General features: G+C 67.2%; 19 protein-coding genes. 8 read left to right on the plus strand and 11 right to left on the minus strand.

Annotation, left to right across the window (positions count from 1 at the left end):
- Positions 1 to 73: 73 nt before the first annotated feature.
- The 4 genes from Q2K19_RS33355 to Q2K19_RS19215 form a co-directional block, all read right to left on the minus strand.
- Positions 74 to 385, minus strand: coding sequence for a GNAT family N-acetyltransferase (locus Q2K19_RS33355; RefSeq protein ID WP_368046107.1), 312 nt, complete (start codon positions 383 to 385; stop codon positions 74 to 76).
- Positions 386 to 389: 4 nt separating this feature from the next.
- A complete protein-coding gene (locus Q2K19_RS19205; protein WP_302762679.1) occupies positions 390 to 986 on the minus strand; it encodes a hypothetical protein in 597 nt (198 codons plus the stop codon).
- Between the two features lie 320 nt (positions 987 to 1,306).
- Positions 1,307 to 2,320 (minus strand): IS110 family RNA-guided transposase, encoded by a 1,014-nt coding sequence (locus tag Q2K19_RS19210; protein WP_302762633.1) that lies wholly within the window; start codon positions 2,318 to 2,320, stop codon positions 1,307 to 1,309.
- Between the two features lie 462 nt (positions 2,321 to 2,782).
- The gene (locus Q2K19_RS19215) at positions 2,783 to 3,418 is read right to left on the minus strand and encodes a hypothetical protein (protein WP_302762681.1); all 636 of its coding nucleotides are present in this window, start codon (positions 3,416 to 3,418) and stop codon (positions 2,783 to 2,785) included.
- Positions 3,419 to 3,560: 142 nt separating this feature from the next.
- On the opposite strand from Q2K19_RS19215, the gene Q2K19_RS19220 reads away from it, so the two are divergent.
- The gene (locus Q2K19_RS19220; protein WP_302772630.1) at positions 3,561 to 4,085 is read left to right on the plus strand and encodes an HAD domain-containing protein; all 525 of its coding nucleotides are present in this window, start codon (positions 3,561 to 3,563) and stop codon (positions 4,083 to 4,085) included.
- A gap of 266 nt (positions 4,086 to 4,351) precedes the next feature.
- Here the strand turns inward: Q2K19_RS19220 and Q2K19_RS19225 are convergent, their stop codons facing one another.
- From Q2K19_RS19225 to Q2K19_RS19240, 4 genes are all read right to left on the minus strand, one after another.
- A complete protein-coding gene (locus Q2K19_RS19225; RefSeq protein WP_302762683.1) occupies positions 4,352 to 5,170 on the minus strand; it encodes a hypothetical protein in 819 nt (272 codons plus the stop codon).
- A complete protein-coding gene (locus tag Q2K19_RS19230) occupies positions 5,167 to 5,673 on the minus strand; it encodes a SigE family RNA polymerase sigma factor (RefSeq protein WP_368046151.1) in 507 nt (168 codons plus the stop codon). Before Q2K19_RS19230 ends, Q2K19_RS19225 begins: the two co-directional genes overlap by 4 nt.
- Positions 5,674 to 6,120: 447 nt before the next feature.
- The gene (locus Q2K19_RS19235; RefSeq protein ID WP_302762684.1) at positions 6,121 to 6,804 is read right to left on the minus strand and encodes an SAM-dependent methyltransferase; all 684 of its coding nucleotides are present in this window, start codon (positions 6,802 to 6,804) and stop codon (positions 6,121 to 6,123) included.
- A gap of 236 nt (positions 6,805 to 7,040) precedes the next feature.
- Positions 7,041 to 7,571: a GNAT family N-acetyltransferase gene (locus Q2K19_RS19240; protein WP_302762685.1), complete on the minus strand. Its 531-nt coding sequence runs from the start codon at positions 7,569 to 7,571 to the stop codon at positions 7,041 to 7,043.
- 129 nt (positions 7,572 to 7,700) lie between these two features.
- Here Q2K19_RS19240 and Q2K19_RS19245 point away from each other — a divergent pair, with 129 nt between their 5' ends.
- From Q2K19_RS19245 to Q2K19_RS19270, 6 genes are all read left to right on the plus strand, one after another.
- Entirely contained in the window at positions 7,701 to 8,039 is a 339-nt protein-coding gene (locus Q2K19_RS19245; RefSeq protein ID WP_302762686.1) for a hypothetical protein, read from the plus strand.
- A 292-nt stretch (positions 8,040 to 8,331) separates the two neighbouring features.
- On the plus strand, positions 8,332 to 8,919 hold the full coding sequence (locus Q2K19_RS19250) for a GrpB family protein (protein ID WP_302762687.1): 588 nt from the start codon (positions 8,332 to 8,334) through the stop codon (positions 8,917 to 8,919).
- Between the two features lie 334 nt (positions 8,920 to 9,253).
- Entirely contained in the window at positions 9,254 to 9,733 is a 480-nt protein-coding gene (locus tag Q2K19_RS19255) for an NUDIX domain-containing protein (RefSeq protein WP_302762688.1), read from the plus strand.
- A 14-nt stretch (positions 9,734 to 9,747) separates the two neighbouring features.
- Positions 9,748 to 10,035: a hypothetical protein gene (locus tag Q2K19_RS19260; protein ID WP_302762690.1), complete on the plus strand. Its 288-nt coding sequence runs from the start codon at positions 9,748 to 9,750 to the stop codon at positions 10,033 to 10,035.
- 190 nt (positions 10,036 to 10,225) lie between these two features.
- Complete coding sequence (locus Q2K19_RS19265; protein WP_302762692.1) at positions 10,226 to 10,720, plus strand: GNAT family N-acetyltransferase; 495 nt, start codon at positions 10,226 to 10,228, stop codon at positions 10,718 to 10,720.
- Between the two features lie 190 nt (positions 10,721 to 10,910).
- Entirely contained in the window at positions 10,911 to 11,570 is a 660-nt protein-coding gene (locus Q2K19_RS19270; protein ID WP_446839800.1) for a DNA alkylation repair protein, read from the plus strand.
- Between the two features lie 13 nt (positions 11,571 to 11,583).
- On the opposite strand, the gene Q2K19_RS19275 is transcribed toward Q2K19_RS19270, so the two are convergent.
- Positions 11,584 to 12,153 carry a GNAT family N-acetyltransferase gene (locus Q2K19_RS19275; RefSeq protein ID WP_302762694.1) on the minus strand — a complete coding sequence of 190 codons (570 nt, stop codon included), beginning with the start codon at positions 12,151 to 12,153 and terminating at the stop codon, positions 11,584 to 11,586.
- A gap of 74 nt (positions 12,154 to 12,227) precedes the next feature.
- Between Q2K19_RS19275 and Q2K19_RS19280 the strand changes: the two genes are divergently transcribed.
- Entirely contained in the window at positions 12,228 to 12,860 is a 633-nt protein-coding gene (locus Q2K19_RS19280) for a TetR/AcrR family transcriptional regulator (protein WP_302762696.1), read from the plus strand.
- Here Q2K19_RS19280 and Q2K19_RS19285 read toward each other — a convergent pair.
- Both Q2K19_RS19285 and Q2K19_RS19290 read right to left on the minus strand, forming a co-directional pair.
- Positions 12,799 to 13,158, minus strand: a complete 360-nt coding sequence (locus Q2K19_RS19285; RefSeq protein ID WP_302762698.1) for a YybH family protein — start codon at positions 13,156 to 13,158, stop codon at positions 12,799 to 12,801. The two genes, Q2K19_RS19280 and Q2K19_RS19285, sit on opposite strands and share 62 nt — an antisense overlap.
- Positions 13,159 to 13,225: 67 nt before the next feature.
- The gene (locus Q2K19_RS19290; protein ID WP_302762699.1) at positions 13,226 to 13,561 is read right to left on the minus strand and encodes a glyoxalase superfamily protein; all 336 of its coding nucleotides are present in this window, start codon (positions 13,559 to 13,561) and stop codon (positions 13,226 to 13,228) included.
- Positions 13,562 to 13,588 lie beyond the last annotated feature (27 nt).

Consider the following 13,588-nt stretch of genomic DNA (forward strand, 5'->3'; position numbering starts at 1 on the left):
TGGGAAGATGGGCTCGGCATGCTGGTCACGCTCGGTCTTAGGTTCCTGTCGTTCCTCTTTGGTTGCCGACGTTTCACGTTGTCTTGTGCCCCCTGTGTGCTCTAGGAGCGGCTTGTGCGCGCACGTTCCGCTCCCAAACCTCAACCAGCCCGACGCGAAGCGACGCCTCTGCCAGATATGCCACGAAGGATGCATGCAGGGTGCTACCGATGCCGCTACGCCACCTGCCGGGGACTACGTGTATCTGATATAGCTGCCCAACTACGTGGGCGTCTATCTCCGATGCAAGCGGTGGCCCCATAGCGGCGATCCCCACCACCTTGCCATCAGCCACTGCGCACAACACCCGCTTGTCCGCCGATCTGAACCGCACCAAGGCCAACACCAGATCACGAAGACCAGGTAGCCAACGACTCAGCTGACCACCCGAGCGCTTCGGCCTGATCCCCTGACGACGGCCGTTGCCCGTCCCGCGCCATCTGGCGGCCCCGCTCGATGCCGTCGCGCACGCCCGGCTGCGAGTCGATAACGCGGCGCACCACGTCACCGATGAGATCGCTGCGGCCGCAGCTCGCCAACCACTCGATGATCGAGCTTCCGCCTACCCCCAGCGTGATGCTCGGAGCGGCCACCATGAAATCCGGTTGTGCAGTTTCTTCCAGCCATGGCAGCACACTGTTCTGAACGGTTTCGCTGACAGCGGACAACTTGTGGGGACGGTTGTCCGGTTCTAGAAGATCAATAACCCCGTCTTCGTACGACCCGTAGACGTAGCCGTTAGCCCGCCCAGCTACGTAGCCGAGCGGATGGCCGACCAGCCAATCGGTATCGCGAAGCACGACAGCCGGATGCGCCTGCCGCCAACGCAGCAACCCGTGGTCACGCACAACCAACTGCAAGCTAATCAGCAGCTGCTTGCCAGCCCTGTTACGCGTCGAACCTTGAAGGAACACCTGCTCAACCCGCCCCGCCACGCTGCGCTCCAACGCCGTAGTCGAGGCCACCCACCGAAATCCGCACGGCGCCAGCCGATCCCCGAGCCACGACCCGGCCGCCCGAACAACGTCACCAGGGCGTGTTGCCATGTCGAGAGTCAGCGCTGGCTTCACTCCACCATCCTGCCAAGAACCATGACCTGCGCCGTAGTCTGGAACGAAGGGCGACTGCCCTACGACAGGCCGGAACCCGGCCAGCATCGGCACTGTTCGATCACGATCTGGCGTCAAGGGTCCTGCGACGCCGTTTCGTCAACCATCACGCGAGACCAGGCACCCTGTCGTACTCCGCTTGACGCTTCTATGGCTCGTCAAGTCCTCCTGGCGGTTTCCATGAGGCGGAACATGTGTCGGGCGGTGTAGCGCTTGAGGCAGCGGCGGATTTCGGCGTCGGATTTCTGTTGGGCGCGTCGGCGGGTGAGGTAGTGCTGGGTGGGTTCGTGGCCGTGGATCATGCGCCAGTTGACGATGGTGTGTAGGGCTCGGTTGAGCTGGCGGTCGCCGAAGCGGTTGAGCCGGTGGCGGGTGATGCGGCCGGAGGATGCCTGCAGTGGGCTGACGCCGGCGAGGGCGGCGAAGGCGGCCTCGGAGCGGCATCGGCCGGGGTGGGACCAGGCGGTGATGAGGTGTGCGGCGCTGACCGGGCCGACGCCGGGTTCGGCCAGCAACGCGGGCATGACGATGTCGACCAGGTGGTGGAGTTGGCGTTCGTTGGCGCGGATCTCTTTGTCCAGCTGACGAATGCGTTGGGCCAGGCTGCGTAGGGTCTGCCGCAGGACCCGCTCGGCGGGGGTGTGGCGGGCGTGGACCCGCAGCAGGGCGCAGGCGGCTGTCTGCCGCGGCGTTGACTGTCGGCGTAGCGGCTCGCGCAGCTGGTCGGGTGCGGTCAACAGCAGTGCCTTGAACACGTTGATCGCGGCGGTGCGGGTCGCGTTGGCGTGCTCGCGGGCCACGAGCAGGATGCGTAACGCTTCCCGGTCGCCGTCGCTACGCGGCTGAGCGTGATGTCCCGCGGCCAGGGCGGTGCGGGCGGCCAGACGGGCATCGGACGGATCAGACTTGCCACCTGGTCGACGCCCCACGCGTTGCGGGCGACCGGCTTCGACGACCTGCTGTCCTGCGGCCAGCAGCGCCCGCAGCAGGCCGGCTCCGTGCGAGCGGCAGCCTTCCACCGCCCAGGTCAACCGGGGGCCAGGCGCCTGCTGGACGGCCCAGGCGATCACCTTGCTATAGCCGTCCGGGCTCGCCTCGACGGTGACGGTCGCGATCTCCCGGCCAGCACCGTCGAGCAGGCATGCGGTGTGCGTGTCGGTGTGGGTGTCCACGCCGATGACGGCGTCGACCGATTCTGCAAGCATGGGCATTACACCGTTGCTCCTTCCCAGGGGCGGTGGTTGACGTTGGCACCGGCCTGGGTGGAGACACCTACGGCACATCTGTGATGAGCCACGCCGCATGGCGGGCAAGCTTCTGATCAGGCCAGACGGTGAGCCACGCCGGTGCCGGCGGTCAGAGACGACAGGTCAAGCGCAGGGCACGTCCGTAGACGGCCAGATGCGTTAGGAGTCAGCCCCGACCACCGGCACCGATCCTGGCAGCAGCCCACCCAGGACCACCACCGCGAGCCTCACAGATCCGTTACACGGTGACTCCAGTTGACGGGTTACACGGGCCTTGAGCATGCCGGACACGGACCGTAACGCCGGCCGCCCACGACACTGGTGGCCAGGCATCCGTTTCTGCCGATGTCAGTGCGTTCGATCATGCCGATGAGCATGCGCCCTGAACTATTGGAGGAACGCCAGGTCGTCGAAGCCCATGTCGCGCATCTTCTCGCCGGAGAAGACAACCATGATCTCGTCGCCGGGGATGAGGACGTGCTGCATCTCCGGTGGCTGTGCGCTGGCAGCGACAAACCACACTGGTCCCGCGTGGAAGTCGATACGGAGTGCCGTCGGCAGGTCCACAGCGTGCGCAGGCCCGACGATGCTGCCATCGGCCCGCCGGCTCGGCCCCAGTTCCAGCCGCTCCCAATGGAAGGCGGTACCGCAGATCAGCGACCCGAGGTGTTGAGCCCAGGGACTCGCGGGATCGGGGTCCGGGCCGACCCGCTTCGGGCCGCCTTCACCCAGGACAAGGTGGTCCTCGATAGGGTCGTGGAAGACCTCGACGCCGTAGGGGTCGAAGGTAGCGGTCCAGGTCACCGTCACGGGTCCCAGGTCGGTGGTGAGCTGAACGCCCATGACAGCGTGATGCCAGTCGCCGTAGTCCCATCGCGTCGGTTCAGGGCCGAAGTTATGGACATCCCAGTAGTCGACTGCCGTAAGCCGCCGGCCTCGAAGGTCGCTCAGCTTCGCCTCGAACCGTGTTCGCGGACCATCGACCCCGTACGCCAATTCCACGTCATCATGCTCCCCGGTCATGCACCCAGGCGTACGCTGTTTGCCGCCGATCGGACGCCACGCTCCGTGATGAGGTGCGCCGGGGTCGGACGCTCGGTCGTAGTCGAAAGAGCGCGCGTGCCTGGCCCAGCCCGGATCGGCCCCGCGATACGGTTCGCGCGTGATGCCCGGCTTTGCCAACCGCCCCTTGGTCTTCCTCGATGTAGACGGACCGCTGATCCCGTTCAAAGCCCGGCCCGTTGGCCGCATGCGTTCCTTAGGCGGTGCCGTCACGCAGCCGCTGGACGGCACTGGCAACCCTCTACTCGATCGGCTCGACCCAGATGACGGGCGCAGACTGTTGGCCCTGGGATGCCAGCTGGTCTGGGCAACGACGTGGATGGCGGAGGCGAACGAGGTCGTCTCACCACGGCTCGGGCTTCCGGACCTGCCCGTCGTCGAATGGCCGGACGGCGACGAAAATCCGGAGCACGGTCTGCACTGGAAGACCGCGTTCCTGACCCAGTGGGCAGCCGGACGCCCGTTCGTCTGGCTTGACGACGAGACAACTGATGCTGACCCGCGATGGGTCGCGGCTCATCACCCGGCGCGGGCGTTGCTGCACCGTGTCGACCCATACGCGGGCCTGACCGAAGCGGATTTCGAAGCGATCCGTCAATGGCTCCCGCAGGGTGAGGGCGCCGCTTGATCGCCTGCACGCTCATGCCGCTGAGTGTGCGCGGATCTGCCGAGATGAGCGCGCCTGGTCTTGGAGGCCAAAGGGCAGGTCCCGTCGGCATGACGACGGCAATTCCGCGCGCATACTCGATGCGGCCATACGTGGATCGGATGCTCGTTGCCCGCGTCTCGGCGCGCGGTCGGCGGCTAGGGCGAGGGCGTGGGCGTGGCGAGTGCGGCAACCGGGTGCGGATGGCCGGAACACAGGCGACCGGTGGCGAGTGCAAGCATTCCGGGCTATGGGAAGAGAACGAACGCGGGGTCGCAGGCCAGGGCAATGAGCTGCTCCACGGTCAGCGGTGGTTCCGTCATCGTGGGCCGGCTGTTGTCGGACTCGGGTGCGTTGTGCGCCCCGGCCAGGATCGTGGTGTGTCCACTGTAGACCATAACGGTGCGGCCCCAGACCCCGGCGGAGTCGGGACCGAAGTCCATGATCTGGATGCGTTCGCCGTGCGGGCCGGTGCGGCACTCGCCCTTGGCGTCAGGCCCGTTGCACCGGCTGGTCCAGGTATCGGTGCTGATGGTCTCGTGGGTGGCCTGGAACAGCAGCAGTCCGGTGCCGGCGGCCGTGGTCACCAGCGCGGTGGCCGCAAACCCCTCGCCCTCGAACATGCCCGGCCCGGCTACCAGGTAGGGCGTGCCGCGGGCGGGATTGTCGGCGAAGGTGGCGCCGGGCATAGCCGCCGGCACCGCGGTGCGCAGGTAGCACGACATCCGGTTGGCGAGTTGATTCGACCCATTCACTTGGGCCGGCGCGGGCGCGTTCTCGGTCGGGACGATCGCCGCCGCCGATGGGATGCTCGCGCAGACCGTCGGATCGTAGGTCCACGTGGGCGAACCGGGCTGGCTCGCGGTGCTGCCAAAGAGGCCTCCCGCCACATGCCCCCCGACCGCCACCACGCCGGCCAGGGCTACGACTCCGCCGGCATAGGCCAACCGGTGCATGGCCCGCGACCGCCGGCCGGCTCGCACTACTTGGTCCGACCGCAGCCGCACAGGTGGTTCGTCGATGGTCACGTGCACCCGCAGCGCGTCCTGGATCGCCTGCTCGTTCATGCTCTCGTCCTTCCATTCATCTCGATGTCCGACTCCAGGTACTTCTTCAGCGTCTCCAAACCCCGGGCGGTCTGGCTCTTGACCGTGCCCTCCGCCATGCCGAGCAGGTCAGCCACCTCCACCACCGACAAGTCGGCCAGATGCCGCAGCACCACAGCTGCCCGTTGTCGCGGCGGAAGCTGGGCCAACACGTGGCTCAGGTCCAGCCGCAGCGCAGGATCGCCAGGCCCAGGCGCGGGCTCGTCCCGAACCTGGGGCACCACCGACTCGCGTCGATGCCGGCGTCGGTGCGACAGGAACGTGTTGACCAGCACCCGCCGGGCATACGCGTCGGCCGTCTCCAGCCGGACATGCCCCCACCGTCGATAGACAGCAACGAACGCGCTCTGGGTCAGGTCCTCCGCTGTGTGCCCAGTCGCCGCACAGCGCGTAGGCCAGGCGACGCAGGGCGACCACCCGACTGCCGAAGAACCCGACGAAATCCGCTTCTCGTTGTTCGCGATTCACATCGCCTCCCTCGTGGCTACCCCATCTACCGCTAGACCCAATGCCGGGTTCAGCCGACTCCAGACGTTTCTTGCGCCCACTGATAGGCCTCGCCGCGCACCTGTGCCATACACGCCGACGATGGCCCGCGGGACATTGGGCGAACGGGACACCACCGACCGTACGGGCGCGTCGCCAGCGCACCCGGCCGGACGGCGGCACCGGCAATCGTCAGTGACGATATGAGGGGCGCCCGGCGGCCAGCATCGAGGTTGATGGCCTGATGATGTCGGTAGCCGGCGCCCCCGACGAGAGATCTTGCCACCCAAGATCGAGCTACCGGATCTGCCGCAGACCGCGCGCCCGGTCAGCGTCCGCTCGTAGCCGATGTGAGGGCGTTGCCAGACTGCGGGCTCGAACGTCGTCCTGTAAGCCGCTGAAGCCGAGGAACGGCTGTAAGCACGTCAGCGACCGAGTACGAGATACGCAAGACCGAGAACGCCGCGGTAGACGTCGACGTACTGGCTCAGCTGGGCATCGAGTTCGTCACGGACCTCGGTCGCCCGGGGGTCATCGGCATGCTCCAGCAACCACTCCTGCCGGCCCGCACGCCACGTGGCCTCAAAGTCGTCCCATTCCCTTTGGTCGGCGGTGCTGAAGTGCAAGACTCGCCAGCCCAGCGCTCGTGCCTGCTCGATGAGGTCTGCCAGAGGCATGGTCTCGTCGCCGAAGATCTCCGTGGCCTCGATGGTGGGCGGACGCTCCCAGTACCCATCACCGAACAAGAGGCGCCCGCCTGGAGGTACCAGTTCGGCGAGTGCCTTGAGGGCCGCTGCCGTCCCGCCGAAGGCGTGCGAGGCGCCGATGCACAGGACCCGCTCGGCTGGCTCGCGCCAGGCCGCCGCATCGTGTTTCACGAAGGTCACCTGCGTGTCCAGTGACCGGTCAGCGGCAAGCACGCGGCCGCGTGCCAGTGCTGCGTCGTCGGTGTCGACACCGATGCCTGTCGTCGAGAGTGCGCCGGATGTGCCGTTGGTGGCAACCGCTCGTAGGAGTAGCTCGCCCCACCCGCATCCGAGGTCCAGTACGCGAGCACCAGCGGGGATGTCGAGCCGGTGGAGGAGTAGGGCGGCGTGGTCCTCCGACAATGGTGTATTCCAGCGCATACGTATGTGACGTAGGGCGCTGAGTTCATCGGTTGGCGCCATCGACCGAGAGTGCCAAGTCTTGACCCACCGCGCATCGGGTTTTCGTTGGTATGGCGGTCCCGGCACACTCAACTGCCGCTGATCGGGCGTTCGTCCGCCAGGCGACGACGTCCGGCTCTGCCGATTGTGCCGGAGTGGTGGAGAAGGGAGGGAAGCGACCGTGGCGGTCTCGCCGGTCAGCTGGCCAGCTTCTCAAAGAGTTCGTTCGGCGTGTCGTAGTACCTCGTCGTCCGGCCGGAATGCGTCATGCCGAGCCGCCGGCAGACGGCCTGGGAGGCATGGTTGTCGGGATCCGTGACGGCGAGGACCTTCGTCAGACCCCGGCTGAATGCATCGGCGAGGACGGCGTCTGCGGCTTCGGTGGCGTAGCCGCGTCCCCAGGCGTCCGGATGCAGGTGCCAGCCGATCTCGACGTCGTTCGGCCCGCCGGAGGGCTCGCCGGCCGACAGGGGAAGCGGTTTGAGCAGAAGGTTTCCCACCAGGCGGCCATCCGTGGCGGTGCTGATGGCCCAGATTCCGTGGATCGGGTCGTCGATGGCGCGCCGGCGTGCGATCGAGGCGAGTGCGTCCTCGCGGGTGCTCATGGTCGTGGGATGCGCGCCCAAGAAGCGTACGACCTCCCAGCGCGACTCGAGATCCAGGAGAAACTCGGCGTCGTCATCGCGCCAAGGGCGCAGCAGGAGGCGGTTGCTCGTGATGGTGCGCATGCCACCGAATCTAGCCAGTGCCGAGCAATGCGCCTCAACACGATTTTCCTCGCACGCATCTGCCGCCGACCGGCGTCGCGGCGGCACGACTTTGCCGAGAAGAGTACGTCTACAGTCGGTACCCGGTCGATGATCGGAGCGCTCGTTCGCATGACAGACCGACTTGCGGCAGTCGCCGAACTCTGGGAGGCGCACACGCAGGCCCCGTTTCCTGGCCAGCTGAGAAGCGCTGATGTGGCCGGCGTCAGCATGGTGCTGCTCGATTCCAATGTGGCCGGCTGCGTCAGTACCTGGCTGCATCGAGGCGGAAACATCGATGACGGGCGGGGGGACATCCTTGCGGCATGCGAACAGGAACTCCTCCGTGTCATCCCCGAACTGGACGACGATGAGGCCCTGTACTACCAGCGACTGTTGGACATGACGGGATTGGTCCTCGAAGCGCCGGACGACTCATCGCCCAGCTGAGCGGCGTTCACTCATTTGCCGCTGACCGGGCGTCCTAAGCGGCATCAGGGATCGCTACCCTCGGCGATATGCCGGTTACGAAATGTGACAGCAGAACAGAAGGGGTCCGCTGACTGTCGCCCTTCAAGTGAAGCTGATCTGTAACGGATCAAGTGGAGCCCGACACCGCCGGCAGCCGGCCTGTCCCGTCACGGGACATGCTTGACGGTCGCGTCCCGCCAGATGCTCGACATGATCGCCGGCTCACTGCGGGGGACTGCGACGGAATCGCTCTCCTGGCAGAGTGGCTGCTATGCCGGACAGCCATAGCAGCGATTCGCACGAGGTCAACGCCCCTGTCCACATCGAGCCGCACGACGCCGATTGGGCTGAGCGGTTCGCCGAAGAGGCCAGCGTGATCAATGAAACCATCGGTGCCTGGATCACTGGCGGTGTCCACCACGTCGGCAGCACAGCAGTGCCTGGGCTCGCCGCCAAGCCGGTCATCGACATCATGGTTGGCGTCGCGGACCTGGAGTCGTCACGCCCCTGCATCGAGCTGCTAAAGCCCCTGAGCTACTGCTACTGGCCCTACCGCGCTGAGGTCATGCACTGGTTCTGCAAGCCACGCCCCAGCCACCGGACCCACCACCTGCACCTGGTGCCGACCGGCTCGCCGCGTTACCTCAATGTCCTGGCGTTTCGGGACTACCTACGAACCCATCCCGACGCCCGTGCCGACTACGAAGCACTCAAGCGAGACTTGGCAGGCCGCTACCCGAACGACCGTGAGGCGTACACCGAGGGTAAGACTGACCTGATCGGGAAGCTGACTGAAGAGGCTCGGGCGTGGGCCAGAACCAGAGACATGAAGATCAGCAAACCCGGTAGCACAACGTAGCCGCTGGCCCGGTCCACCTCGTCAATCGCTGCGTCGTCTAGACCGAGGGCAAAGATGTGGTGGGACGGATCCGTCAAGGATGTGGTGGGACTAGGCACGTGTCCTGTCACGGGACATGCTTGACGCTCACGTCCCACCTGATGCCCGACATGATCCTCAAACGGCGCCGCGGAAGCCTTCACGGTCCGCGACACTGGCGCGCATCGCGGCAGGGCCGAACCGCCGGCGACGGTCTGCCACGCCCCGTAGCGATCGGATCGCGGCTAGATCCGGACGTCTGGTCGCGCCCTTTGGCTGGAGCGAGCTTGTCCTATCCCTGTGCTCTACTCCCGTCATGCATGTCGTCGTCACAGGCGCACTCGTCGAAAACGGCGCGGTCCTGCTAGTACACCGCAGGCCGACCAAACGGGCATACCCAGATGTCTGGGACCTGCCCGGGGGGCAGGTCGAAGCGGGTGAGTCGGAACTACAAGCCCTCGCGCGTGAGATGCACGAGGAGCTCGGTGTTCACATTGTGGCGGAGTCCGCTTCACGGTTGGGCGTCTTGCATGCCGGCAGTGGTGAGGACGCCGTTCACGTGGGCGTCTGGCAAATCGGAGACTGGGTTGGCTCTCCGACCAACCGTGCACCTGACGAGCATGACGACATCGCATGGGTCGGGATCAGCGAGCTGGGCGGCCTTCCCCTCGTGCATGGTGTCTTGGCGGCAATGGTTCGTTCTCTGCCTGAGTTTGAGTGCGCCCGCAGGCACTCAGATGTCACCGACTGTAACCAGGACGACCGAGGAACCAAGGCCGACTGTCGTGCATGTTAGCCGCAATAGCGGCTATGGCCTCGGTTTTCCTCCTGCTGTCGCTGGTCGAGGGTGTCGGCAACCAAGCCGAGGAGGCTCGGCTGCAGATAGAAGCCATCAAGACCGGTCTCACGGTAGGTGCTGGAACGGGCGGCGCGTTGGCACTTCTCTTGACCGCACGAAAGCGGTGGCTGAACGAGCGCGAACGCTTGTTGCAGATACGAACGTCTCAGGTCGGGACCTGTACCCACCTGATGCCGTCGAGCGAGGAGCGGACCCGGCGGGCGATCGACGAGCTGTTCGGCGGCGAGGAGGAGGCGTGACGCCCTACAGACGCCCTGACGGGTGGTTGCGGTGCTGTTTCCGCAGTTCAGCGCCGGTGCTGCATCCAGAATCCGGCGTACGGGTCGACTCGTCCGTCGCCCCACCGGGTCGCAGCCTCGATCAGGGCTGCGACCTCGTTGTATGCAGCCCTGGAGCACCCCGCGCCGGTCGGTTGTAGTCTCGGCCCCGATGAGTTGGCTGCCTGAGGACTTCGTCCACCCCGTCTACGTGCCCGTGCCCAACACCGCGCTTCATGTGCGGCCGATCCGGGAGGCGGACGCCGCGCGCGACTACCCCGCCGTGATGGGCTCCCGAGAGCGCTTGTGGGAAATCTTCGGTCCGGCCTGGGCTTGGCCCCAGGAGACGATGACGTATGAAGCGAACCGCATCGACCTGCGGCGGCACGAGAAGGAGATTGCCGCGCACCAGTCGTTCAACTACGCGCTGCTGGACGCGGAGGAGACGGCGATCTTCGGCTGCGTCTACATCGACCCGCCGGAGCGCACCGGCTCCGACGGAGAGGTCTCCTGGTGGGTGGTGGACGACCTCGTAGGCGGCGAGGTGGAGCGCGCGCTCGACGCGCTGGTGCCGCACTGGATCGCCGCCGACTGGCCCTTCCAGCAGCCTCGCTATCTGGGCCGCGACATCACCTGGCAGGACTGGCTCGCGCTGCCGCGCGTCTAGCGAGGCTCCTTCGCTCGGGCTCCTTCGCTCGCCAGCGTCCTCGGCGCGAGGCTTGGGTGTCGTCGCCTGACTGCGGTGGGTGGCTGCCGCCGAACCGGCGGGTACGACAGCAGGCCAACCCCCTCGTAGGCTGCATCTCGCCCGTGATGGACAGGAGGCTGAGGTGGCCGAGACGACGCTGACGGAGACGATGGTGGCCGAGGTGATGGCCGAGCTGGCCGAACTGGAGGATCCGAAGACCCGCGAGGTGAACGAGAAACACGGCGACGATCACGGGGTGAACCTCGGCAAGCTGCGCGCGCTCGCGAAGCGGCTGAGGACGCAGCAGGAACTCGCGTGCCAGCTCTGGGAGACGGATGACACCGCGGCGAGACTGCTGGCGATCCTGATCTGCCGTCCGAAGGCGTTCGAGCGTGACGAGTTGGACGTCATGTTGCGCGAGGCGCGCACACCCAAGGTGCACGACTGGCTCGTGACCTACGTGGTGAAGAAGAACCCGCACTCCGAAGAGCTGCGTCTGGCCTGGTCCGCCGATCCGGATCCGGTGGTCGCGAGTGCCGGCTGGGCGCTGACCACCGAACGCGTGACGAAGGAGCCCGAGGGCCTCGACCTCGCAGGGCTGCTCGACGTCATCGAGGCGGAGATGAAAGACGCCCCGGATCGCCTGCAGTGGGCGATGAACCACTGCCTGGCTCAGATCGGGATCGAGCATGCCGAGCACCGCGCCCGTGCCATCGACATCGGTGAGCGCTTGAAGGTGCTCGAGGACTACCCGACTTCCCCGGGCTGCACGTCTCCGTTCGCGCCCATCTGGATCACCGAGATGGTGCGCCGACAGCACGACAAGTAGGAAAGCTTCGCGCTCACGCTCGTGCCGGAGGCGATGACCCGTCAGCTGCGCGTCCCGCACCGACCGCCGGTCCCGGGCCCAGGTCGAGGGTCCAGTTCTGGCCGACGAGGTCGTGGCCGAAGCTGCGATGCGGCTCCTCATCGGTCAGGGTGAACCCGAACGCCTCGTAGATCCGGCGCGCCGACACCAGTACATCGTTGGTCCACAACGTGATCCGCCGGTAGCCGGCCTCGCGAGCGAAGGTCAGGCACCTCTCGACCAGGAGGGTGCCGACGCCGAGGCCGCGGGCGGCCGGGGTGACGAGCAGGATCCGCAGCTTGGCCACCCCGGGTTGGTCGCCCGCGACACAGAAGACGCATCCCGCCCGTTCGCCCTCGACCTCGGCGATCCAGGCCGCTTCCCGGGCCGGGTCGTGGTCGACGGCGTAGTCGGCCACGATCCTGGCGACCAGCGCCTCGAAGTCGGTGTCCCAGCCGAACTGCTGGTCGTAGACCTCGCCGTGGGCCATCACCACCCAGCCCAGATCGCCGGGGCGCTCCGCCCGGCGTACGACGACTCGCGGCTGCTGCTCCTGCTGTGACATGGGTTGCCCCTTCCGGCTCCCTGCCGACGGGTGCCTACTGACACGACTGTTTCAGTGGCGGGTAGGCTACCCCCATGTCCCAGGACACGACAACGCCGTCCGCCCGGAAGACGGAGCTGTTGGAAGCCGCCTACCGGTACGTGCTCGAGCACGGCCTGGCCGACCTGTCCCTTCGGCCGCTGGCCGCGGCCATCGGCTCCAGCCCACGGGTGCTGATGTTCCTGTTCGGCAACAAGGACGGCCTGGTACGGGCGCTGCTGGCGCGGGCCCGCGCCGACGAGCTGGCGATCCTGGACCGTCTCGGACAGACCAGCCACGGAGCACCCGTCGGCCTGGTCCCGGCGGTCGAGCAGGTCTGGGCGTGGCTCGCTGCCGAGGAGCATCGGCGCCTGCTGCGGCTGTGGGCCGAGGCGTACGCCCGCTCCCTCGTCGAGCCCGACGGCGCGTGGGGCGGATTCGCCCGGGCGACCGTGGACGACTGGCTCGCCGTCCTGGCCGCGTGTCAACCACAGCCCGAGCGGGACAGCGAGGAGGGTGCCGCTCGCCGCACCCTGGCGCTCGCGGTGCTCCGGGGCGCGCTGCTCGACCTCCTCGCCACCGGGGACCAGCACCGGGTCACTGCCGCGGTCCGGCACCACCTCACCGTCACCGCTGGAACGGCCACTCCTCGAACGATTGGCAGCGCCCGTCCTCGGCGAAGCGCATGATCCAGAGGTCGCGGTACTCCTGGTCGACCGGGTCGCCGTACCTGACCTCCACGCGCGCCACTGCGGTGTCGCCCTCGACCGCGACGATCTCCCTGGTCATCTCGAACACCTCGTCGGGGCCGTCGCGCTCGCTCTCCCACATCCGAGCGATGGCCGGCAGGCCGATGAGCGGTGCCCGGTAGGGCCCCTGCAGATAGCGCGCGTCCGCGGTGAAGATGCGGGCGAGCGCGGCCGTGCCCGGCGTCCGCCACGCCTCGTCGTAGGCCGCGAGCCAACCGGTCACCTGCTTCCTGTCCACGGCTCCACCCTGCCATTCCAGAGACCGGGTTGCGGCGGAGTCGGCCAGCCGCGAGGGGACTCCCGCCTCAGCGCTGCACCGCGCCGATCCGCAGGCGGTTGCCATCCGGGTCCGTCACCTCGAACTCACGTCCCCAGTCCTGCTGCTCGACCCGGTCCACCCCGCAGGCCGCCGCCGCGGCGTCGAGGTCGTCGACGTAGAGGTACAACAACGTCCCCGGCCGGGCGTCCCCGGTGTGCTCCGAGAGGTGGATCTCCAGGGCGCCCCGGGCGATGCTCACGTACAGCGGCAGCTCCGGGGCGAACCGGTGCTCCCACTGCTTCCGGAAACCGAGCCGGGCGTACCAGGCCGCGGCGGCGTTCGCGTCCGCGGTGCGCAGGACAGGCGCGAGGCGTTCGTTCATCCGGCCAGTGTGGACCGACGAGGACGG

Source organism: Micromonospora sp. NBRC 110009 (assembly GCF_030518795.1).
Classification (GTDB): Bacteria; Actinomycetota; Actinomycetes; order Mycobacteriales; family Micromonosporaceae; genus Micromonospora.

Coding starts and splice junctions, on each gene's coding strand:
- Q2K19_RS19215 (WP_302762681.1), bottom strand. CDS start 3,418: ATGACCGGGGAGCATGATGACGTGGAATTGGCGTACGGGGTCGATGGT.
- Q2K19_RS19220 (WP_302772630.1), top strand. CDS start 3,561: ATGCCCGGCTTTGCCAACCGCCCCTTGGTCTTCCTCGATGTAGACGGA.
- Q2K19_RS19225 (WP_302762683.1), bottom strand. CDS start 5,170: ATGAACGAGCAGGCGATCCAGGACGCGCTGCGGGTGCACGTGACCATC.
- Q2K19_RS19240 (WP_302762685.1), bottom strand. CDS start 7,571: ATGCGCACCATCACGAGCAACCGCCTCCTGCTGCGCCCTTGGCGCGAT.
- Q2K19_RS19245 (WP_302762686.1), top strand. CDS start 7,701: ATGATCGGAGCGCTCGTTCGCATGACAGACCGACTTGCGGCAGTCGCC.
- Q2K19_RS19250 (WP_302762687.1), top strand. CDS start 8,332: ATGCCGGACAGCCATAGCAGCGATTCGCACGAGGTCAACGCCCCTGTC.
- Q2K19_RS19255 (WP_302762688.1), top strand. CDS start 9,254: ATGCATGTCGTCGTCACAGGCGCACTCGTCGAAAACGGCGCGGTCCTG.
- Q2K19_RS19260 (WP_302762690.1), top strand. CDS start 9,748: ATGGCCTCGGTTTTCCTCCTGCTGTCGCTGGTCGAGGGTGTCGGCAAC.
- Q2K19_RS19265 (WP_302762692.1), top strand. CDS start 10,226: ATGAGTTGGCTGCCTGAGGACTTCGTCCACCCCGTCTACGTGCCCGTG.
- Q2K19_RS19270 (WP_446839800.1), top strand. CDS start 10,911: ATGGTGGCCGAGGTGATGGCCGAGCTGGCCGAACTGGAGGATCCGAAG.
- Q2K19_RS19275 (WP_302762694.1), bottom strand. CDS start 12,153: ATGTCACAGCAGGAGCAGCAGCCGCGAGTCGTCGTACGCCGGGCGGAG.
- Q2K19_RS19280 (WP_302762696.1), top strand. CDS start 12,228: ATGTCCCAGGACACGACAACGCCGTCCGCCCGGAAGACGGAGCTGTTG.
- Q2K19_RS19290 (WP_302762699.1), bottom strand. CDS start 13,561: ATGAACGAACGCCTCGCGCCTGTCCTGCGCACCGCGGACGCGAACGCC.